The organism is Rhizobium sp. RAF36, from assembly GCF_052114105.1.
Taxonomy (GTDB): Bacteria; Pseudomonadota; Alphaproteobacteria; order Rhizobiales; family Rhizobiaceae; genus Rhizobium.
Window position 1 is genome coordinate 183,595 of sequence record NZ_JBFREC010000005.1, and the last position, 19,624, is coordinate 203,218.

General features: G+C 60.4%; 17 protein-coding genes. 10 read left to right on the forward strand and 7 right to left on the reverse strand.

Translation table 11 applies throughout. The features are described from left to right. Positions 1 to 205: 205 nt before the first annotated feature. Positions 206 to 1,513: a L,D-transpeptidase family protein gene (locus AB4Z25_RS18950; RefSeq protein ID WP_112389589.1), complete on the reverse strand. Its 1,308-nt coding sequence runs from the start codon at positions 1,511 to 1,513 to the stop codon at positions 206 to 208. Positions 1,514 to 1,956: 443 nt separating this feature from the next. Here AB4Z25_RS18950 and AB4Z25_RS18955 point away from each other — a divergent pair, with 443 nt between their 5' ends. Further along, positions 1,957 to 2,364 (forward strand): hypothetical protein, encoded by a 408-nt coding sequence (locus AB4Z25_RS18955; protein ID WP_112537483.1) that lies wholly within the window; start codon positions 1,957 to 1,959, stop codon positions 2,362 to 2,364. A gap of 767 nt (positions 2,365 to 3,131) precedes the next feature. On the opposite strand, the gene AB4Z25_RS18960 is transcribed toward AB4Z25_RS18955, so the two are convergent. The 3 genes from AB4Z25_RS18960 to AB4Z25_RS18970 all read right to left on the reverse strand — a co-directional run bounded on the left by AB4Z25_RS18960 (position 3,132) and on the right by AB4Z25_RS18970 (position 4,751). Further along, positions 3,132 to 3,530 carry a hypothetical protein gene (locus tag AB4Z25_RS18960; protein ID WP_112537484.1) on the reverse strand — a complete coding sequence of 133 codons (399 nt, stop codon included), beginning with the start codon at positions 3,528 to 3,530 and terminating at the stop codon, positions 3,132 to 3,134. 137 nt (positions 3,531 to 3,667) lie between these two features. Then, on the reverse strand, positions 3,668 to 4,183 hold the full coding sequence (gene ldtR, locus AB4Z25_RS18965) for a transcriptional regulator LdtR (protein ID WP_112389587.1): 516 nt from the start codon (positions 4,181 to 4,183) through the stop codon (positions 3,668 to 3,670). Positions 4,184 to 4,313: 130 nt separating this feature from the next. Next, positions 4,314 to 4,751: a DUF6163 family protein gene (locus AB4Z25_RS18970; protein WP_112389586.1), complete on the reverse strand. Its 438-nt coding sequence runs from the start codon at positions 4,749 to 4,751 to the stop codon at positions 4,314 to 4,316. A 132-nt stretch (positions 4,752 to 4,883) separates the two neighbouring features. Between AB4Z25_RS18970 and hemB the strand changes: the two genes are divergently transcribed. The 3 genes from hemB to AB4Z25_RS18985 all read left to right on the forward strand — a co-directional run bounded on the left by hemB (position 4,884) and on the right by AB4Z25_RS18985 (position 7,370). Beyond that, positions 4,884 to 5,897, forward strand: coding sequence for a porphobilinogen synthase (gene hemB / locus AB4Z25_RS18975; RefSeq protein WP_112537585.1), 1,014 nt, complete (start codon positions 4,884 to 4,886; stop codon positions 5,895 to 5,897). A gap of 70 nt (positions 5,898 to 5,967) precedes the next feature. Beyond that, a complete protein-coding gene (locus AB4Z25_RS18980; RefSeq protein WP_112389585.1) occupies positions 5,968 to 6,426 on the forward strand; it encodes an RDD family protein in 459 nt (152 codons plus the stop codon). 167 nt (positions 6,427 to 6,593) lie between these two features. After that, positions 6,594 to 7,370 (forward strand): arginyltransferase, encoded by a 777-nt coding sequence (locus AB4Z25_RS18985; protein ID WP_112389584.1) that lies wholly within the window; start codon positions 6,594 to 6,596, stop codon positions 7,368 to 7,370. Between the two features lie 131 nt (positions 7,371 to 7,501). Here AB4Z25_RS18985 and AB4Z25_RS18990 read toward each other — a convergent pair whose 3' ends face one another. Continuing rightward, on the reverse strand, positions 7,502 to 7,957 hold the full coding sequence (locus AB4Z25_RS18990; RefSeq protein ID WP_112389583.1) for an SRPBCC family protein: 456 nt from the start codon (positions 7,955 to 7,957) through the stop codon (positions 7,502 to 7,504). Positions 7,958 to 8,117: 160 nt separating this feature from the next. Beyond that, positions 8,118 to 10,376: a DNA topoisomerase IV subunit A gene (gene parC, locus AB4Z25_RS18995; RefSeq protein WP_112389582.1), complete on the reverse strand. Its 2,259-nt coding sequence runs from the start codon at positions 10,374 to 10,376 to the stop codon at positions 8,118 to 8,120. Positions 10,377 to 10,593: 217 nt separating this feature from the next. On the opposite strand from parC, the gene AB4Z25_RS19000 reads away from it, so the two are divergent. Next, positions 10,594 to 11,781 carry a hypothetical protein gene (locus AB4Z25_RS19000; RefSeq protein WP_112537485.1) on the forward strand — a complete coding sequence of 396 codons (1,188 nt, stop codon included), beginning with the start codon at positions 10,594 to 10,596 and terminating at the stop codon, positions 11,779 to 11,781. A 138-nt stretch (positions 11,782 to 11,919) separates the two neighbouring features. Here the strand turns inward: AB4Z25_RS19000 and aspS are convergent, their stop codons facing one another. After that, positions 11,920 to 13,710: an aspartate--tRNA ligase gene (gene aspS / locus AB4Z25_RS19005; RefSeq protein ID WP_112537486.1), complete on the reverse strand. Its 1,791-nt coding sequence runs from the start codon at positions 13,708 to 13,710 to the stop codon at positions 11,920 to 11,922. Positions 13,711 to 13,963: 253 nt separating this feature from the next. Between aspS and AB4Z25_RS19010 the strand changes: the two genes are divergently transcribed. From AB4Z25_RS19010 to AB4Z25_RS19030, 5 genes are all read left to right on the forward strand, one after another. Continuing rightward, positions 13,964 to 15,355, forward strand: coding sequence for a multicopper oxidase family protein (locus tag AB4Z25_RS19010; RefSeq protein WP_112537488.1), 1,392 nt, complete (start codon positions 13,964 to 13,966; stop codon positions 15,353 to 15,355). A gap of 48 nt (positions 15,356 to 15,403) precedes the next feature. Then, positions 15,404 to 15,766 carry a hypothetical protein gene (locus AB4Z25_RS19015; protein ID WP_162698663.1) on the forward strand — a complete coding sequence of 121 codons (363 nt, stop codon included), beginning with the start codon at positions 15,404 to 15,406 and terminating at the stop codon, positions 15,764 to 15,766. 99 nt (positions 15,767 to 15,865) lie between these two features. After that, on the forward strand, positions 15,866 to 17,011 hold the full coding sequence (gene rnd / locus AB4Z25_RS19020; protein ID WP_112537490.1) for a ribonuclease D: 1,146 nt from the start codon (positions 15,866 to 15,868) through the stop codon (positions 17,009 to 17,011). Between the two features lie 78 nt (positions 17,012 to 17,089). Beyond that, positions 17,090 to 18,163 carry an adenylate/guanylate cyclase domain-containing protein gene (locus tag AB4Z25_RS19025; protein WP_112537491.1) on the forward strand — a complete coding sequence of 358 codons (1,074 nt, stop codon included), beginning with the start codon at positions 17,090 to 17,092 and terminating at the stop codon, positions 18,161 to 18,163. A 45-nt stretch (positions 18,164 to 18,208) separates the two neighbouring features. Continuing rightward, complete coding sequence (locus AB4Z25_RS19030; RefSeq protein WP_112537492.1) at positions 18,209 to 19,567, forward strand: esterase-like activity of phytase family protein; 1,359 nt, start codon at positions 18,209 to 18,211, stop codon at positions 19,565 to 19,567. Positions 19,568 to 19,624 lie beyond the last annotated feature (57 nt).

Here is a 19,624-nt window from a genome sequence, read left to right on the forward strand (position 1 = left end):
GAAAAGGCGCTGTCAGCGCCCGGAGCCCCCTCACCCTACCCTCTCCCCCAGGGGAGAGGGGAAGTGGACGCTGCGGCTCCAACGTCCCTTCTCCCCTGGGGGAGAAGGTGGCCCGCAGGGCCGGATGAGGGGGCCACGCGTGCCGACGCCAAACAAAAAAGGCCGCGCAATCGCACGGCCTTTCTCAAACTCAAAACACCAGCCTTTATTGAACCGGCTGCTCCGTCGTCGCCGTCGTATCCAGCGCCAGTTCGGCGTTGCCGTCCATCTGGTAGATGTCGTCGCGGAACTGGACGACGCCGTCGGGCATGCCCCAGGCGGAGATGTAGACGAAATAGACCGGCACTTCTTCAGAGAGCTTGATCGGCGTGTTGACGCGGCTGGCGATGACCTGCTCCATCTGCTGGCGCGGCCAGCCGGGGGTCTCGCCGAGCAGCCAGGTCGTCAGGTCGCGGACGTTCTGGACGCGGACGCAGCCCGAGGATTCGAAGCGCATCAGCTTGTTGAACAGGCCCTGCTGCGGCGTGTCGTGCATGTACTCGCCGTTCTTGTTGTAGAAGTTGATCTTCGTCGAGGCCATGGCGTTGATCTTGCCCGGGTCCTGACGGAACATCAGGTTGGGGGCCTTCTCGGCGTTCCAGTCGATGGTTTCAGGCGCTACTTCGGTGCCCTTGCCGTCGATCAGGCGAATATTGTTGCGCGTCAGGTAGGTCGGGTCCTTGCGCATCAGCGGCACGATGTCCTTTTCGACGATCGAGCGCGGCGCGGTCCAGTAAGGATTGAGGATGACCTCGTAGATTTTCGAATTGACGAGATGCGTCGGGCGGCTCAGGCGGCCGACGATCGCATTGTGGCGGGTGGCAACGGCGCCATCCTGGACGGCTTCGACGTAAGCTGCCGGAATGTTGACCATGACGTGACGGCGGCCGAGCTCTTCCGGGAATGTCTGCAGGCGGATCAGGTTGGTGTTCAGCTGCTGCAGGCGGACATCGACCGGAATGTTCATCGCCTTCAGTGTGAACTCGCCGATGACGCCATCGGACGGGAGGCCGTGACGGGCCTGGAAGCGCTTGACGGCACCGTCCACATAAGAATCGAACGAGGACGACATGCCGGCTTCCTGCGGAAGGTCACCGGTGGCGAAGAGACGCTGGCGCAGCGCCTGGACCGACTGATCGGTGACGCCGAGCTGCAGGCGCTGGTCGGCAGGCGGATTGACCGTCGGCCAGCCGCCGGCAGATGCGATCTGCTGGTACTGGGCGATCGCCTGCTGCATGCTGGAAACGGATTGGGGACCGAGGATCGGGGTATTGGAAACAATGGCGTTGGCGGTGCGCGATGCGGCCTTGGCATCGAACTGATCGTCCCAGTCGCCGCGGCGCGGCGCGTTGATCAGCGCGTCGACGGCCGTCTGCGCCAATGCCGGGGCGGCCAGGGCGCTGACGCCAAACGTGGCCGCGGAGGCCAGAAATGCGCGGCGCGAGAGAGCTTCAATTCCGTTTTTCTTCGACATAGTCCCAACCAATGAATGCCGCAGGCTTGAGAGGAAACCGCGGGCTTTGCGAGTCACTGCGCGATAACGCAGACCACTATCATTCCGTTCTCTGGCGCATCACAAAATTTCCGCCACCGGGCATCACAAGATTGCGAGCCGGAAACGTGAAGGCGTGAAATGCTGTCTGAGGGCGCCGTCTACCGTCTTTCCGCTGCCATACCAATATGGCCAATTCGTGTCGCCTACCCTTTCGAAGACCTACCGGCGGTAGGTTCAAGACAGGTGAATGGCACGGACCAAACCATATCAATGCGTAAACGGTGCTGGTTAATAACGGCTAAAAAACGGCCTGAATACAGGCGATTCCGCTTGGCAGACATGCGTTGCAAAGATGACACGCCGGCGGTGAGCGGGATGCCTTCATCAATCACTCACTGAGAGCGAGCGCAAAAGAGGCGATAGTGAACCGTCAAAGGATCTGCAATCGTCCTCCTTCCGAACTTGATCTCCGCGCCAGCCTTGAAGACATCGAGCGTTCAATAATCGAAGAGCAGCTGGTCCCCGCTAATGATGGTCTGCTTGATCGTCTCATGGAGATTTTGGTGCCGCCTGCCTACAGTGCCGAGACCAAGGCTATACAGGCAACGGACGCGTTCTCTCCTAACGACTACATCCGCCCCGGCATTCTGCTCGTAATGCTGCTATCGATCACGGTGTTCTTCGTAACCTGCATCATCACTTATTTCCGTACCAGCGACCCCGAGCGGCTGAAGTTCTGCATGAACTCAATTCAGACGACCCTCGGCTTCTACATCGGTGTTTTCACAGGGCTACTCGGCTTGCAGCCTGCCCCCGCAATACGTCGTTAACTGGTCTTGAACTTCGACCGCACGCAATCCATATGTGCTGATGTCGGCGTAGTCCAGCAGCGAAGAGAACCTGTGAAAGAACGCAAAAGCTCGAAAACGAACCGCTGAAAACCGAAAACGAAAAAAGCTCCCAAAGTCGAAAAAGCAAGCACGCAAAAAGTATCTGTGAAAAAAGCTGAAAACGAAAACTGATCAAAGCGCCAAAAGAACCGAAGCACGAAACGCGAAAAAGATAGAAGCACAAAGCCCACAGGAGGAAGTTCTTGGGGTGGCCACCCCACCTTCCGATGGAATGCCTAACCAACTTGCAAGTTTAACCTCAATCCTTTTTCAAGGTTCTGAGGGCGCTCTTAGGGCCGGAGATGCTCCCCATGCATATTCGGGTCGAAGTGTCAGGTAAGGTGGAAATGCGGACGATTTACATGATCGCCGTCTTCATCATTACCTACTTCCACTAACACAGATACCAACGACTGCGGGGGCCGGTGAAAACCGGCCCTTTCTGATTCCTAGGGCTCCGCCCTCGCGCGCATCAAGTCCCTTCCGCCCGCAAGCGGTTCCCCGCGAAGGAGCTTGACATTTGCCACCCGCTGCTCGCCACGAGGCAGGGTTGCGTGCCCGCAACCGCGATCAAAAAGCTTCAACCCGGTGATTTAAAGCTTGGGAAAAACCACAAAAACGAAGGCTTGATGGCGAAGTCATCAAGCAGCGACAGGACCAGCGTTAGCAAGCAACCGTCATTTTGTTAAGCCACAATACTGCGCAGCTCACACCGTGAGCAGAAAAATGCTGAACATCAGCAAAACAACCAGGAGAAATATTAGCGACGCCACGCTGAAAATGAAGGCAGTATAGAGCGCTTTCCGGTTCACTTTGTTCAGTGGGAAAAACGAGGAGCGGACTTTTTCGGCATACTCGCGCTCAGAAAAATATGCGCGGCACGAACCTGATGCGACAATGGTGACAATGACTCCAATCAAGAGGGGGATAGCGAGCTTATGCATCAATGACCGAAGGTCGGGATAATCTTTTGCATCGCCGAGCGTCGAAGCTATCCCGAGGATGACAGCTAGGTAGGTCGCTCCCATAGCATTAATAGTCGAATCGATAATGGGCATCAGCCGAACAAGCAGATGATTTGAGGTGATGTGAGGAGTGTTGGCCATAACAGTCTTCCGTTCAAAAAAAATGGCACGCAATGGGCACGCGGAATAGCATAACGGGGCGCCTTCTCTCGCCCCGTTATGCTCTGCATGCCACTTTGAATTGCTACCGGGCCATCGGGAATAACGGCCTTGGCAGATCAGAGGCGGTACATGATGCTGTCGTTCCAGAAGCGGTCGAGGCGCTGCAGGAGCTTGTTCATCTGGGTGAATTCGTCGGTGCCGATGCCGCCGACCTTGTCGATCGAGGTGATGTGGCGTTCGTAGAGCTTGGCGACCGTCTCGGCGATCTCGGTGCCGGTTTCCGTCAGGCTGATGCGGACGGAGCGGCGGTCGATGCGCGAGCGCTGGTGGTTGATGAAGCCGAGGTCGACGAGCTTCTTGACGTTGTAGGAAACGTTGGAGCCCAGGTAGTAACCGCGCGAGCGCAGCTCGCCGGCGGTCAGTTCCGAGTTGCCGATGTTGAAGAGCAGGAGAGCCTGGATGGCGTTGACGTCGCTGCGGCCCTGACGGTCGAACTCGTCCTTGATGACATCCAGAAGACGGCGGTGAAGACGTTCAACAAGATGAAGGGATTCCATGTAAAGATCACGGATGTCCTGGTCCTGCTGGTCACGGAAGTTCGATACCGCCTGCGGCTTGATTTTCGTGTTCATGATGACTGCCTCACTGTTTGTTTGGCGGTGTTGGTTTTCTTCCCGCCTTGAGACAGACCCTATCGAATACAAATAAAATTCTACTTAAACTGCAGGCTTAACAGCACCTTACCGGAAACCTCCCGTTGTATCAGGGTAAATCAACGCTTACCTGACGGCGCTGCCTGCGCTTCTCGAACCACAATGCGATACGGAAAGCCAGGTACATCAGGGCCACCAAACCATGTGTCAAAACAATGAGTTTGTTGGAGCCGAAGATCTCCGGCAGGACGCCGTGCATCAGCACCTGCAGGCCTGCGGCAAGCACCCAGACGACCGGCCCCCAGGAGACCGTCAGCCACAAGCCGAGCGAGGCGACCGGGAAGACGACGGCCAGCGTCGTGGCGCAAACCTTCCAGGGCAGACTGAGCAGATCGAAGCGGCCGGCTCCAACAAGCGAGTAGCCGACCAGCATCCCCCAATATTGCAGGCCGAACCAGAAGCAGGTGATCGCCACCAGCCTCAGGAAGAGGATGAACATCAGGTCGGTCAGCGTGCGTTTCGGCAGGGCCGGAGAATCATTTTCCATGGGGCGGACTTTATGTTTGCCTTCTGCACTTCGCCAGACGGGATCAGGCGGCGCGGCCAATCGTCCGGTTTGGATTTCGAAGATGGCATGATAATGAGCGCGCCAGCAAATGGAATGGCCAGGGACAAGACAATGCAGGACAAGACCCACCTCGTCGACGACATTACCGGACACCGCCGCATGCGCCGCAACCGCAAGGCCGACTGGACGCGCCGCCTGGTGCAGGAAAACCGGCTGACGGTGGACGACCTGATCTGGCCGGTCTTCGTCGTGCCCGGCAGCGGCATCGTCGAGCCGATCCCGGCAATGCCAGGCGTCAACAGGATGAGCGTCGACAGGCTGGTGGAAGCAGCGAAGGAAGCGGCCGATCTCGGCGTTCCCGCGATCGCCACTTTCCCGAATATCGAGATGGAGCTGCGCGACGCCACCGGTTCGAACAGTCTCGAGGTCAACAACCTGATCAACCAGGCGACGATCGCGCTGAAGAAGCATGTGCCCCATATCGGCGTCATCACCGATGTGGCGCTCGATCCGTTCACCAGCCACGGCCATGACGGCATTCTGCGCGACGGCGAGATCGTCAACGACGAGACGGTCGATCAGGTGGCGCGTGCGGCGGTGATGCAGGCCGATGCCGGTTCCGATATCATCTCACCCTCCGAAATGATGGACGGACGCATCGGCGCCATCCGCTACGCGCTGGATGCGGCCGGCCACCAGAATGTCGGCATCATGAGCTATGCGACGAAATTCGCCTCCGCCTTCTATGGTCCCTACCGCGAGGCGATCTCGACCGGCGGTCTGCTGAAAGGCGACAAGAAGACCTATTATATCGACCCGGCCAACGGCACCGAGGCGATCCGCGATGCGGCACTCGACGTCGAGGAAGGCGCCGACATGCTGATGGTCAAGCCCGGCCTGCCCTATCTCGACATCTGCTGGCGGATGAAGGAAGCCTTCGGCCTGCCGACCTTCGCCTATCAGGTGTCGGGCGAATATTCGCAGATCAAGGCGGCGGCGGCGAACGGCTGGATCGATGGCGACCGGGCGATGATGGAGACGCTGCTCGCCTTCAAGCGCGCCGGCTGCGACGGCATCCTGACCTATTTCGCGATCGAGGTCGCCCGCAAGCTCGCCAAAGGCTGAAAATCGCGCATCATTGCATCTCCAGCCGCCGACACCATATCAGTGGCATCGTTTTTCAAAGGAGACCTCGATGAGCCTGAACCCCAATCCCGTCTACGCCGCACCGGACGACTGGCGCGCCTATAGCGGGACGCTCAGCCGGCGGGTCTTTGCGTTCATCCTGGATTACATCATTGTGCTGCTGCTGTGCATTCCGGCAGCGGTCGTGCTGTTCTTCCTGTCGATCGTGACGCTCGGCCTCGGCTTCTTCCTCTATCCGGCGCTCTTCGTGCTGGTGGCAGGCATCTATTTCGGCCTGACGGTCGGCGGCCCCGCGCAGGCCTCGCTCGGCATGCGGGCGATGGGCATCCAGATGATGCGCGTCGATGGACGTCCGCTCGATTTCCTGACGGCGATCGTTCACCTGGCGCTGTTCTGGATCCTGAACTCGGTGCTGACGCCGCTGATTCTTCTGGTCGGTCTTTTCACCGAGCGCAGCCGGATGATCCACGACTTCCTGGTCGGTACCGTGACGGTGCGCACCAACTGATTACCGAAATAAAGTCCCCGGCTGGCCTTTGCGTGCCAGTTCGGGGCGCCATATCAAATATCTACGACAAAATGATAGCGCGGAGAAACCGGCCGCGCTGTTGACGTTTTTTATTCTTAAGTCATGCTGTCAAGATTGACGGTCACCGAAGGAACCATCCGCGTCAGATGAATACGCAGACCACGCCATCCCCTCAGTTTTATCTGACGGCACCGGCTGCATGCCCGTATCTGCCGCAGGAGATGGAGCGCAAGGTCTTTACGCATCTGGTCGGCCCGCGTGCGGCCGAGATGAACGATATCCTGACGCAAGGCGGTTTCCGCCGCTCCCAGAACATCGCTTACCGCCCGGCCTGCGAAGCCTGTCGCGCCTGCGTCTCCGTGCGCATCCTGGCGCAGGAGTTCCAGCCGACGAAATCGATGACGCGGGTGATGGGCAACAACAGCGATCTGATCGCCACCGAATTCCCGGCCCAGCCGTCCAGCGAGCAATATTCGCTGTTCCGCCGCTATCTCGACTATCGCCACCAGCAAGGCGGCATGTCTGACATGACCGTGCTCGACTATGCGATCATGGTGGAAGACACCCACGTCAACACCCGCATCATCGAATACCGCAAGCGGGAGGAAGGCTCCGGCCTCGAGACCCGGCCGCGCGGCGAACTGATCGCGGCGGCATTGACGGATACGATGAGCGACGGCCTGTCGATGGTCTATTCCTATTTCAACCCCGACTACGACCGCCGCTCGCTCGGCACCTACATGATCCTCGACCATGTGAAGCGCACCAAGGCGCTCGGCCTTCCCCATGTCTATCTCGGCTACTGGGTCCAGGGATCGCGGAAAATGGATTACAAGACCCGCTTCCAGCCGCAGGAGCATCTGACGCCGCGCGGATGGGAGCGTTTCGATTCATCAGTGCTTGCCGAGGGCGGCACGGATTAAGCCATTCCCCGATCGCTTCTGCGGTCACAGGGCGTTCGCGGACGGCGCGAGGCAGGTATTTGCCGCACAGTGGAAGCAGCGCGGATCGGCATATCGAAATACAAAACCGCGCTGAACCGTTTGGCCGACAGCTAGCTCGCTAGCCGATCGACCTGGTCGACTTCCCGTTCCAGACCTTCCATCACATGCGCCCAGCCCTGACGGGTCTTTTCCTCATGGGCGGCCCATTCCGAGCACATTTCGTGCGTCAGCGTCAGGCGGCAGCCGCTGCCCAGCTGTTCGAAATCGATCTGGACGCGGTCGGTGCAATGGTCGTGATCTTCGACGGAGAAGCTGAAGACCATGCGTTTCGGGCGGTGCAGTTCCAGGAAGATGCCGCTGTGGCAGGCATCGCCGGTCGGGCGGCGGTCGACGACGAGGAAGCGTCCGCCGACATGGGCGTCGATTTCGGCGCGAATGACATGACCGTCATCGGTGGCAAAGAGGAAGCGTCTGGCTATCGCCGGGTTGAGCCAGGAATCATAGACCACCGAGGGCGGCGCTCTATAGGTATGCGTAACAGTGAGTTTGATCTTCTCTGCGGACATCGATTTTCCTCCGTGTAACAGGCCCAATGCACGCCGCAGGTTCTCTGCGGGGCCATTCCGTCCGCCTTCGGAATGGAGCCGTTCCCATTTTTTGGTGACAGGACTGAGATAGAGGAGGCAAACCGCTCGCCAAGAGCGGCTCGCCAAAATGTTACCGGTGTCAGCCGGCGAATTTGCCGCTACGCGGGAAGCCCTTCGGGACGGTGCGACCGGCTGTGGCGCGGTCGGCCAGCCATTCGGCCAGCTCGTCCTTGTTCTTGTTGAACATGCGGCCTGCGCTGTCCTCCCAGGAGAGGCCAGCGTCGATCGCGAAGCAGCGGACATCGGAGATGCCGCCATCCTTGTAGCGCTGCAGGCGAACGCCCTTGCCACGGCCCATTTCGGGGATCTGCGCCAGCGGGAAGACCAGCAGCTTGCGGTTTTCGCCGACGACAGCGACGTGGTCACCACTGACCGGTACCAGAAGCTTGGTCTCGTCGGGCATCGAGACGTTCATGATCTGCTTGCCCTTGCGGGTATTGGCAGCCATTTCCGCTTCCGCAACGACGAAGCCGTTGCCGGCCGTCGAGACGATCAGCTGCTTGCGGGCGGGATCGTGGACGAAGGCAGTCAGCACGTCCTGATCGTTGTCCATGTCGATCATGATGCGCAGTGGTTCGCCATGGCCGCGGCCGCCCGGCAGCTTGTCGCCGCCCAGCGTGAAGGCCTTGCCGCCGGTGGTGACGATCAGGATCTTGTCGGTCGTCTGCGCCGGGAATGCCACCTTCAGCGCATCGCCTTCCTTGAAGGTCAGCGACGCCGTATCCGAAATATGGCCCTTGAGAGCGCGGATCCAGCCCTTTTCGGAGACAACGACGGTGATTGGTTCCTTCTCGATCATCGCCTGCTGGATGGCGTCTTCATCGGCTTCCGGCGCATCGGCGAACTGGGTGCGGCGGCGGCCAAGCTCGGTCGCCTTGGCGAACTTCTTCTTCACCTCGCCGATTTCCCAGGCAACCGTCTGCCACTGCTTCTCGTCGGAGGCGAGCAGCGCTTCGATGCCGGCCTTCTCAGCGGTCAGCTCGTCAAACTCCTTGCGGATCTCGAATTCCTCGAGCTTGCGCAGCGAGCGCAGCCGCATGTTGAGGATCGCCTCAACCTGATTGTCCGTCAGGTCCCAACGGGCGATCATCACAGGCTTCGGCTCGTCTTCCTCGCGGATGATGCGGATGACTTCGTCGATGTTCAGGTAGGCGATCAACAGACCGCCGAGGATTTCAATGCGCCGTTCGATGGCGGCAAGGCGGAAGCGCGAGCGGCGCTGCAGCACGTCGCGGCGGTGATCCAGCCATTCCTTCAGCACTTCGTTCAGCGCCATGACGCGCGGAACGCGGCCCATCGACAGCACGTTCATGTTCAGCGGGAAGCGGCTTTCGAGCTCCGTCAGCTTGAACATCGATTCCATCAGGATCGTCGGATCGACGGTGCGGTTCTTCGGCACCAGGACAACGCGCACGTCTTCGGCGGACTCGTCGCGGATATCTTCGAGAAGCGGCAGCTTGCGGGCAATCAGCAGCTCGGCGATCTTTTCGATCAGGCGCGACTTCTGAACCTGGAACGGGATTTCGGTGACGACGATCTGGTAGCCGCCGCGGCCGAGATCCTCGGTCTCCCACTTGGCGCGCGTGCGGAAACCGCCGCGGCCGGTCTTGTAGGCCTCGATGATGCTGGCGCGGCTATCGATGATGATGCCGCCGGTCGGGAAGTCGGGGCCGGGAATGAAGGATTCGACCAGCGTCTCGACCGTGGCATCCGGATGCTTGATCAGATGCAGTGCTGCGTCGCAGAGCTCATGGGCGTTGTGCGAGGGAATGGACGTCGCCATGCCGACGGCGATGCCGGACGAGCCGTTGGCGAGCAGGTTCGGGAAGGAACCCGGCAGAACCGTCGGCTCCTCGTCTTCCTCGTTGTAGGTCAGGCGGAAATCGACCGCGTCCTGCTCGATACCGTCGAGCAGCAGCGCGGTGACCTCGGTCATCCGGGCTTCGGTGTAACGATAGGCGGCCGCATTGTCGCCGTCGATATTGCCGAAGTTCCCCTGCCCGTCCACCAGCGGATAGCGCTGCGAGAAGTCCTGCGCCAGGCGCACCAGCGCGTCATAAACCGACTGGTCGCCATGCGGGTGGAACTTACCGATGACGTCACCGACGATACGGGCGCATTTCTTGAAGGCGGCATTCGGGCGGATGCCCATCTCGCTCATGGCGTGAATGATGCGCCGGTGCACCGGCTTCAGGCCGTCGCGCACATCCGGAAGAGCGCGGTGCATGATGGTCGACAGCGCATAGGCCAAGTAACGCTCTTCGAGCGCGGCCTTGAGGTCAACCGGAAGAATGCTGTCGTCGTCCCCGCCGGAAGGCGGCAAAATCTCTTGTCCCATAGGCCTTGCCTAGCCTAGAAGGCTCTCCACGGCAAGGAATCGGGGGGCTTGCGCCTGTGGATGACGTGCCAGAATGACATCATGTGGCCATCAAGCATCGCCACGTCATTTGGACTTCGTTTGCTTTGCGTATCAACTAAAATTTAGAGTTCGCACAAATATAACGCGCCTCGACCTCGCAATAGACTAGCCCCAACCGCCACCAGAGGATTTCGTCATGACATTTTACCGGACCACCCGGCTTATGCTTTCCGGCGCAGCATTTCTGTCACTCGCCACCAGCGCGTTCGCCCTCGACGGCCAGGATCTGCTGAAAAAGCTGAACGCCGCCTATATCGCGCAGGGCGGCACGATCGTTGCCGATGGCGTCGATGTCAACGACACGACGGTGACGCTGAAGAATGCCGGCTTCAAGCCGGCCGCCGGCGAAGCGCTGAAGATCGGCGACATCACGCTGACAGGCGTCGAAGAAGACGAAGACGGCGGCTACTACATCGAGGAAGCAACCTTCCCCGACATCAACATCACCGAAGACGGCGCGACCGTCAGCGCCAGCGACATGAAGCTCGGCGGCATTTCGATCCCTGCCGATGCGACGGGCGACGGCATCGATTCCATGCTGCTCTATGAAACGGCGCATACCGGCCCGTTCAAGGTCACCAAGGACGGCAAGGACGTGTTCTCGCTGGCCGAGACCGACATGAACCTGACGGTTCGAGAAGACGAGTCCGGCTTCGACTTCGACGGCGCCTTCAAGAGCATGAAGGCCGATCTCAGCAACGCTCCGGACCCGCAGTCGAAGGAAGCGATCGAGAAGCTCGCGCTCGAGCATGTCAATGGCGACATCACCATGAAGGGCGCCTGGGATCTGGCTCCCGGCACGATCGACATTTCCGAATTCGCCTTCGACGTCACCAATGTCGGCCGCCTGAACCTTGCCTTCAAGATCTCGGGCTACACGCCCGCCTTCATGAAGTCGCTGCAGGAAGCCGCCAAGGCCTCCGAAGCCAACCCGAACAAGGAAGAAGCCCAGCAGGCCCTCGGCCTTGCCATGCTCGGCCTGCTGCAGCAGCTGTCCTTCAACAGCGCCGAAATCCGCTTCGACGACGCCTCGATCACCAAGCGTGCGCTCGACTATGCCGGTTCCAAGCAGAACATGACCGGCAAGCAGATGGGCGACGCGCTGAAGGCCATGGCACCGCTGGCCGTTGCGCAACTCAACGTTCCCGAACTGCAGAACGCCATTTCGGCAGCCGTGAACACCTATCTCGACGACCCGAAGAGCTTCGTCGTCAGCGCAGCACCGACCCAGGCCGTGCCGTTCCCGACGATCATGGGTGCTGCCATGGGCGCTCCGAACACGTTGCCGAACGTTCTCGGCGTGAAGATCAACGCGAACCAGTAAGATCAGGCAAATCCGACCTGCATTCTGATGACCCGGCCGCTCAGCGGCCGGGTTTTTCTTTGCCGCCGGAACCTGAAAAAGAAAGAGCCGCCTTCGCGTGACGAAGGCGGCTCTTTGAAATGAGTGAAGGAGCTAGGCTCAGTCCTTCTTCGGCTGCGGCATGACGCGCAGCGACAGTTCCATGAGCTGCTTCGGCGTTGCCGCCGACGGCGCGTTCATCAGCAGATCCTGGGCCTGCTGGTTCATCGGGAACAGCGTGATTTCACGCAGGTTCTTGGCGCCGAGCAGCAGCATGACGATACGGTCGATGCCGAATGCGCAGCCGCCATGCGGAGGCGCGCCGTACTGGAAGGCACGGTACATGCCACCGAAGCGTTCTTCGACATCCGTCTGGCTGAGACCGACCAGTTCGAAGGCCTTGACCATGGCTTCCGGAGACTGGTTACGGATCGACCCCGAAGCGATTTCGAAGCCGTTGCAGACGGCGTCGTACTGGTAGGCCTTGAGCGACAGCGGCTCCTTGGTCTGCAGCGCCTCGAGACCGCCCTGCGGCATCGAGAAGGGGTTGTGCGCGAAGTCGACCTTCTTGTCTTCCTCGCTCCATTCGTAGAACGGGAAGTCGATGATCCAGCACAGCTCGAAGCGGTCGCGATCGACGAGGTTCAGATCTTCACCAGCCTTGGTGCGGGCTTCGCCTGCGAACTTGTAGAACTTGGCAGGTTCGCCAGCGACGAAGAAGGCGGCGTCGCCTGCCTCAAGTCCGAGCTGAACGCGAAGGGCTTCAGTACGCTCTTCGCCGATGTTCTTGGCGAGCGGGCCGGAGCCGCCGACCTTGCCGTCCTCTTCCTTCCAGAAGATGTAGCCGAGGCCCGGCTGTCCCAACGACTGCGCCCAGGCATTCATGCGGTCGCAGAATGCGCGCGAGCCGCCGGTCTTGGCCGGGATTGCCCAGACTTCGACCTTCGGGTTTGCGGCGATCATGCCGGCGAAGACCTTGAAGCCGGAGCCGTCGAAATGTTCGGTGACGGCCTGCATCTCGATCGGGTTGCGCAGGTCCGGCTTGTCGGAACCGTATTTGCGGATCGCGACGTCGTAGGGGATGCGCGGCCATTCCTTGGTGACCGGCTTGCCTTCGGCGAACTGCTCGAACACGTTGGTGATGATCGGGGCCATCGTATCCCAGACGTCTTCCTGGGTGACGAAGCTCATTTCGACGTCGAGCTGGTAGAATTCGCCCGGCAGACGGTCGGCGCGCGGATCTTCGTCACGGAAGCACGGCGCGATCTGGAAGTAGCGGTCGAAACCGGCAACCATCAGCAGCTGCTTGTACTGCTGCGGCGCCTGCGGCAGGGCGAAGAACTGGCCGGGATGGATACGGCTCGGAACGAGGAAGTCGCGCGCGCCTTCCGGCGACGAAGCCGTCAGGATCGGCGTCGTGTATTCGCCGAAGCCGGCCGATGCCATACGGTTGCGGATATCGGAGATGATCTGCGTGCGCTTGACTATGTTCTTGTGCAGCGTATCGCGGCGCAGGTCGAGGAAGCGGTACTTGAGGCGAACGTCTTCAGGATAATCAGGCTCGCCGAAGACCGGGAGCGGCAGTTCCTTGGCAACCGCCAGGACTTCGATCTCCTGGGCGTAGAGTTCGATCTCGCCAGTCGCCATGGTCTTGTTGACGGTGTCTTCCGTACGGGCCTTCACGAGACCATCGATGCGGATGACCCACTCGCCACGCACGACTTCGGCGGTCTTGAAGGCCGGGCTATCCGGATCGGCGACGACCTGGGTGATGCCGTAATGGTCGCGAAGGTCGATGAAGAGCACGCCGCCATGGTCACGAACGCGGTGAACCCAGCCGGAAATCCGGACGGTCGAGCCGACGTCCGACTTGCGGAGGGCGGCACAGGTGTGGCTGCGGTAGCGATGCATAATCTCTATTCCCGGTATCTGCTGAGACGGCTGCAAGGGCAAATTCCACCCTCAAGCGCCGACAAGAAAATCGGGCGGAAAAGCGCATGGACGGTCTGATTTGTCAAGGCTTAGCGGACATTCGCGCCGGTTAGACGCCGGTTTATTGCGGCGACCAAGTGACCGGGACTGCGGCAGTTTGGCTGGCAGTTGCTTATTGATGAAACCGCCAGTCAACTTTAAAGATGGCGCATCCCTGCCGCCGGAGCGTTCCATGCCTCTCCTCACCCGCCGTAACCTTCTGAAAGCTTCCGCAGTCGCAGGCGCCTATGGCGTCGGGATCGGGGTCGCCAGCAAATTCGGTTTTGCCGAGGCAGCGCCCGAGCCGCAGGTGCTAAAGGCGATGAAGACGCAGGCGGCGCTGACGGAGGTCGGACCGACAAAGGACATCATGACCTGGGGCGACCAGGGCATGCCGCCGGTGCTGCGCATGGCACGCGGCAAACCCTATGCGGCGAAGCTGACGAACACGCTCGACGAGCCGACGACGATCCACTGGCACGGTCTGCGGATCGACAACCGGATGGACGGCGTGCCGTTCATGACGCAGCCCTATGTCTATACCAACGACAGCTTCGACTATAACTTCACACCGCCGGATACCGGGACCTTCTGGTATCACCCGCATTGCAACACGCTGACCCAGATGGGCCACGGCATGACCGGCGTCATCGTCGTCGAGGATCCGGCCGATCCGGTCTTCGACGCCGAAGTGGTGCTCAATCTGCGCGACTGGCGGCTTGGCGGCGACGGCCAGTTCATCGCGCCGTTCCGGCCGCGCGATGCGGCGAAGACCGGCACCTACGGCACGGTGCGTACCGCCAACTGGCATCAAGAGCCGCAATATGATGCTCCGTCAGGCGGTCTCGTGCGCCTGCGCATCGCGGTCACTGACGTCACCCGCATCTATTCGCTGAAAATGGAAGGTGCCGAAGCGACCGTGATCGCCATCGACGGCAACCCGGTGCCGAAGCGCTTTCCGCTCGAACTTCTGCAGATCGGCCCCGGACAGCGGCTGGATCTCGCGGTTCGCATGCCCGATAACGAAGGTGCGGTCGCCACGCTCGAGGACATTCGCGGCACGAACCCGAAGACGCTTGCCAGCCTGCGCGCCACGGGGCAATCGCTGAAGCGGAACGCCGGAGATCTTGGGGCGCTTGCTGCCAATCCCGTTCCGGAGGCCGATCTCTCGTCCGCCGAGAAGATCCCGCTGCTGCTTAGCGCCACGGCAGAAAATGCGCCTGTCGACAGTATCTGCGGAACGCTCGGCTACAGTTTCTGGGCGATCAACAAGGTTCCGTGGCCCGGCGACACGCCGGATCCGACGGCGCCGCTCGCCGAGCTCAAACAGGGCAAGAGCTACATCTTCCAGCTTGAAAACGTCACCCCTCACCTGCACCCGATCCACTTGCACGGCATGAGCTTCAAGGTGATCTCGTCCTCGACGCGGGAGGTGATGCCTATCGTCTCCGACACCTACCTGATCCAGCCCGACGAGAAGGTGCAGCTCGCCTTCGTTGCCGACAATCCGGGCGACTGGCTGCTCCATTGCCATATCATCGAGCATCAGAAGACGGGGATGACGAGCTACGTCAGGGTCGTTTGAGGTGATTGACCTTCGCCCCATTTTTCGCAACCATAAGAGGTGAGAGAAATGGAGGCTGTCGAATTTGCGCGAGATCGAACGGACGAAGTATCTGGCAAATGCCATCGACAGGGCATCAACATCTTGCCTTACGGTCGGCGTCTTTGCTCCAATTGCAGCAGCACTCTATTCGGCAACGGGGACGGTGGCGGCGACATTCACCTTTGCGATCGGCGCCTTCTGTTGGCTTTCGGCCGCGGTTGCATTACATTTAGCCGGACGACGCGCACTCAGAGGTTTGCCATCATGAGCGGCATTGAAATCTTTGCTTTCATTGTCCTGCCAGCCATTGTTGCTGCCGGCGGATGGATTGCTGTGCTCGCCAACGAACATAGCAATAAGGGCAAGCCCCGGCCTCATCCCGGCGAATAGCCCACATCCGTATGGCGAGCAGCGCCTTCAACGTATTGACATATCTCTTCGAAAGGAGAAGGAAGGTTAAACGTCCCTTTTCCTTGTGAATGAATTGATATGATCGAAACAACCGCCGAATTGGCGGCCGCCTGCAAAGAGCTGGCCAAGTCCGACTTCATCACGATCGACACCGAGTTTCTGCGTGAAACGACCTTTTGGCCGGAGCTCTGCCTGATCCAGATGGCGAGCCCGACGACCGAAGTCATCGTCGATCCGCTGGCCAAGGGCATCGATCTTGCGCCGTTCTTCGAACTGATGGCGGACACCAAGGTTCTGAAGGTTTTTCACGCCGCGCGGCAGGACATCGAAATCATTTTCAACCGCGGCGGGCTGATCCCACATCCGATCTTCGACACGCAGGTTGCAGCCATGGTCTGCGGCTTCGGCGACAGCGTTTCCTACGACCAGCTCGTCAGCCGCACCAAGGGTGTGCAGATCGACAAGTCTTCGCGCTTCACCGACTGGAGCCGCCGCCCGCTTTCCGAAAAGCAGCTGGATTATGCGCTGGCCGACGTTACGCATCTGCGCGACGCCTATCTCTATCTGAAGGACGAACTGGAGCGCGAAGGCCGCTCCTCCTGGCTTTCGGAAGAAATGGATGTGCTCGAGGCACGCGAAACCTACGACATGCATCCTGACGACGCCTGGCAGCGCCTAAAGATGCGCCTGCGCAAGCCGCAGGAACTGGCGATCCTGAAATATGTCGCCGCCTGGCGCGAGCGCGAGGCCCGCGCCCGCAATGTGCCGCGCTCGCGCGTATTGAAGGACGATGCCATTTACGAAATCGCCCAGCAGCAGCCCAAGGATACCGAGGCGCTCGGCCGCCTGCGGACCATCCCGAAGGGCTGGGAGCGCTCCTCGTCCGGCGCCGCTGTCCTCGAAGCCGTCAACGAGGCGCTGGCGCTGCCGAAGGCCGACATGCCGCATGTGCCGCGCCACACCCAGGCGCCGGAAGGCGCCGCGGCTGCCGTCGAGCTGCTCAAGGTCCTGCTGAAGCTGATCTCCGAAAAGCATGGCGTCGCGCCGAAGGTCATCGCCAACAGCGAGGATCTCGACAAGATCGCTGCAGAAGGCGAGAAGGCCGAAGTTTCAGCCCTGCACGGCTGGCGCCGCGAACTGTTCGGCGAGCCTGCGCTGCAGCTCATCAAGGGCGAGATCGCGCTGCGTTTTGCCGGCCGGAAGGTGGATACGGTCACTCTCTGAGCGTTCTTGCCTTTGAAATGCCTTGACCGGCCGCCTACATGGCCGGACACTATACGGCAAATCAAGGCGATAGCGCTGATGCGAGAAATATCACCGGTACAGAACTGGCTCCTGCTTTCGATTGTCATGGCCGGCAGCGGCGTTCTCTACGACGTGCTGTTCTATGGCGACAGCAGGCCGTTCATCGGGGCAACCTTCGCACTGTTCATCGGCATGCCGATCCTGGCCTTCGAGCGCAAGGCGATCCTGCGTGGCCTCTCACGCCGGATCCAGCGGCTGCCGACGCTGACCTATTTCCTGGCGCAGCTGTTCATCTATGAAATCCTGATGAGCCTCGGCTTTGCCGTTGCCGGGCTTTTCCTGCGCGGCATCGGCGCCATCCCGTCGACATCCTGGGTCGAGGCGATCGTCCTGCCGTTCAACGTCTTCATGTATGCGCTCGTCGTCTGCGCCGCGGTGATCTTCGTCGTGCGTGTCCGCGAACTGCTCGGCCGCGACGTCTTCCTTGCGATGCTGACCGGCCGCTACCGAAACCCTGTGAGCGAAGAACGCATCTTCCTGTTCATCGATCTGGTGGATTCGACGCCCTTTGCCGAGAAGCACGGCGACCTGCGCGCCCAGCAGATGCTGAACTCGCTGTTTGCCGCCTTTGCAGAGCCCGTCCGGCGCAACCGGGGCACGATCGACGATTATGTCGGCGATGCCGCGATCATCACCTGGCCGCTTGCCCGCGGCATGAAGAACGGCCGCTGCGTACGTTGCGTCTTCGATATCCTGAACGCCATCGAAGACGAAGCGGAGGGCTGGCTGAAGCGCTACGGGCAGGTTCCGCGGTTGCGCGCCGCCCTGCATGGCGGCTTCGTCATCACCGCCGAGATCGGCGTCGATCATCACAAGATCACCTATTTCGGCGATACGGTGAACACCACGTCGCGGCTGGAGTCGCTCTGCAAGGCGCTGAACCGGCCGATCCTCATCTCCAGCGAACTGGCCGGCCGGATGACGCTGCCGGATTTCGTCAATGCCGAGGATCTCGGCGTGCATGCCCTCAAAGGCCGCGGCCAAGGGCTCGGCGTCATGGCGCTGGCGCAAGCCATCCCGCTTTCGGCGCAGTCACCAAAGCTTCACTCAACAGTCAACTCGGCGACATAGATCGGCTGCTAATCGGGACCGCCACTTCATTTTTTGGGGGTCTCAATGAAAAAAGCTCTTTTCGCTTCCGTTTCCCTACTGCTTCTGATGGCCACGTCCGCTTCGGCCGACCAGCAAGAATTTACCGCCACGCTCGCAGGCCAGTCGATCCTGCCTGCGAACACGATGACGCCCGCTCCTGCCGATGCACCTGAATTCCTGAAGCATTCCGGCAAGTTCACGACTGTTGACCGTAAGCGCACCGAAGCGCTCGGCACCGTTCCGGGCAAAGATGGCGCCCGCGTCACCGACCTCAAGCTGCCGTTCGACGGCCAGCCGATCCAGGGCTTCTCCGGTATCAAGACGATGGCCGACGGCACCTTCTGGACGCTGTCCGACAACGGCTTCGGCTCCAAGTTCACCTCGTCCGACTCGATGCTCTTCCTGCATCAGATGAAATTCGACTGGGCCTCCAGCAAAGCCGACGTCGTCAAGAACCTCTTCCTTTCCGACCCGAACAAGATCGCCCCCTTCCCGATCGTCATGGAAGGCTCGGACACCCGTTATCTGACCGGCGCCGATTTCGACATCGAATCCGTTCAGCCGGTTGCCGACGGTTTCTGGGTCGGCGACGAGTTCGGTCCTTATCTCCTGAAATTCGACGCCAAGGGCGCACTAGCGGATGTCATCCCGACTGTTGTCGATGGGAAGCCCGTCATCTCGCCTGACAACGCGCTGATCCAGCTGCCGGGCACACCTGTTGGCAAGAACCCGGTCTTCAACCTGAAGCGCTCCGGCGGCTTCGAGGGACTTGCGCTGTCGAAGGATGGAGCCAAGCTCTACGGCCTGCTCGAAGGCGCGCTCTTCCAGGACGACGGCAAGATGGAAACGGTCGATGGCCATACTGCGATCCGCGTCATCGAATTCGACGTCGCCTCGAAGAAGTGGACCGGCCGCAGCTGGTTCTACCCGTTCGAAGACAAGGGCGCGTCGATCGGCGACTTCAACATGCTGGACGAGACGACCGCTCTGGTCATCGAGCGCGACAATGGCGCCGGCACCAAGGACAAGGCCTGCGCCGATCCTAAACAGCCGAAGCCGGATTGCTTCGAGGCTCCTGCAGAGCTGAAGCGCGTTTACAAGATCGAGTTCAACGATGCCAATGTTGGCAAGGCGGTCCGCAAGATCGGCTATATCGATCTGCTCAACATCAAGGACCCCGACAACAAGAAGAAGGCCGGCAGCAAGGACGGCATCTACGACATGCCGTTCGTGACGATCGAAAACGTCGATCGCGTCGACGCCACGCACATCATCATCGGCAACGACAACAACCTGCCCTTCTCGGCCGGCCGCGCCGTCGACAAGGCTGACAACAACGAATTCAGCCTGCTCGAAGTCGGCGACTTCCTGAACGCGAAGTAATTCGGGTCTCGAGATACGATGAGGGCGCCTGGTGAAAGCCGGGCGCCCTTATTTTAT

What these genes read in the sequence shown, in the direction of transcription:
- AB4Z25_RS18950 (WP_112389589.1), bottom strand. Translation starts at nt 1,513, where the DNA reads ATGTCGAAGAAAAACGGAATTGAAGCTCTCTCGCGCCGCGCATTTCTG.
- AB4Z25_RS18960 (WP_112537484.1), bottom strand. Translation starts at nt 3,530, where the DNA reads ATGGCCAACACTCCTCACATCACCTCAAATCATCTGCTTGTTCGGCTG.
- ldtR (WP_112389587.1), bottom strand. Translation starts at nt 4,183, where the DNA reads ATGAACACGAAAATCAAGCCGCAGGCGGTATCGAACTTCCGTGACCAG.
- AB4Z25_RS18970 (WP_112389586.1), bottom strand. Translation starts at nt 4,751, where the DNA reads ATGGAAAATGATTCTCCGGCCCTGCCGAAACGCACGCTGACCGACCTG.
- hemB (WP_112537585.1), top strand. Translation starts at nt 4,884, where the DNA reads ATGCAGGACAAGACCCACCTCGTCGACGACATTACCGGACACCGCCGC.
- AB4Z25_RS18980 (WP_112389585.1), top strand. Translation starts at nt 5,968, where the DNA reads ATGAGCCTGAACCCCAATCCCGTCTACGCCGCACCGGACGACTGGCGC.
- AB4Z25_RS18985 (WP_112389584.1), top strand. Translation starts at nt 6,594, where the DNA reads ATGAATACGCAGACCACGCCATCCCCTCAGTTTTATCTGACGGCACCG.
- AB4Z25_RS18990 (WP_112389583.1), bottom strand. Translation starts at nt 7,957, where the DNA reads ATGTCCGCAGAGAAGATCAAACTCACTGTTACGCATACCTATAGAGCG.
- parC (WP_112389582.1), bottom strand. Translation starts at nt 10,376, where the DNA reads ATGGGACAAGAGATTTTGCCGCCTTCCGGCGGGGACGACGACAGCATT.
- AB4Z25_RS19000 (WP_112537485.1), top strand. Translation starts at nt 10,594, where the DNA reads ATGACATTTTACCGGACCACCCGGCTTATGCTTTCCGGCGCAGCATTT.
- aspS (WP_112537486.1), bottom strand. Translation starts at nt 13,710, where the DNA reads ATGCATCGCTACCGCAGCCACACCTGTGCCGCCCTCCGCAAGTCGGAC.
- AB4Z25_RS19010 (WP_112537488.1), top strand. Translation starts at nt 13,964, where the DNA reads ATGCCTCTCCTCACCCGCCGTAACCTTCTGAAAGCTTCCGCAGTCGCA.
- AB4Z25_RS19015 (WP_162698663.1), top strand. Translation starts at nt 15,404, where the DNA reads ATGGAGGCTGTCGAATTTGCGCGAGATCGAACGGACGAAGTATCTGGC.
- rnd (WP_112537490.1), top strand. Translation starts at nt 15,866, where the DNA reads ATGATCGAAACAACCGCCGAATTGGCGGCCGCCTGCAAAGAGCTGGCC.
- AB4Z25_RS19025 (WP_112537491.1), top strand. Translation starts at nt 17,090, where the DNA reads ATGCGAGAAATATCACCGGTACAGAACTGGCTCCTGCTTTCGATTGTC.
- AB4Z25_RS19030 (WP_112537492.1), top strand. Translation starts at nt 18,209, where the DNA reads ATGAAAAAAGCTCTTTTCGCTTCCGTTTCCCTACTGCTTCTGATGGCC.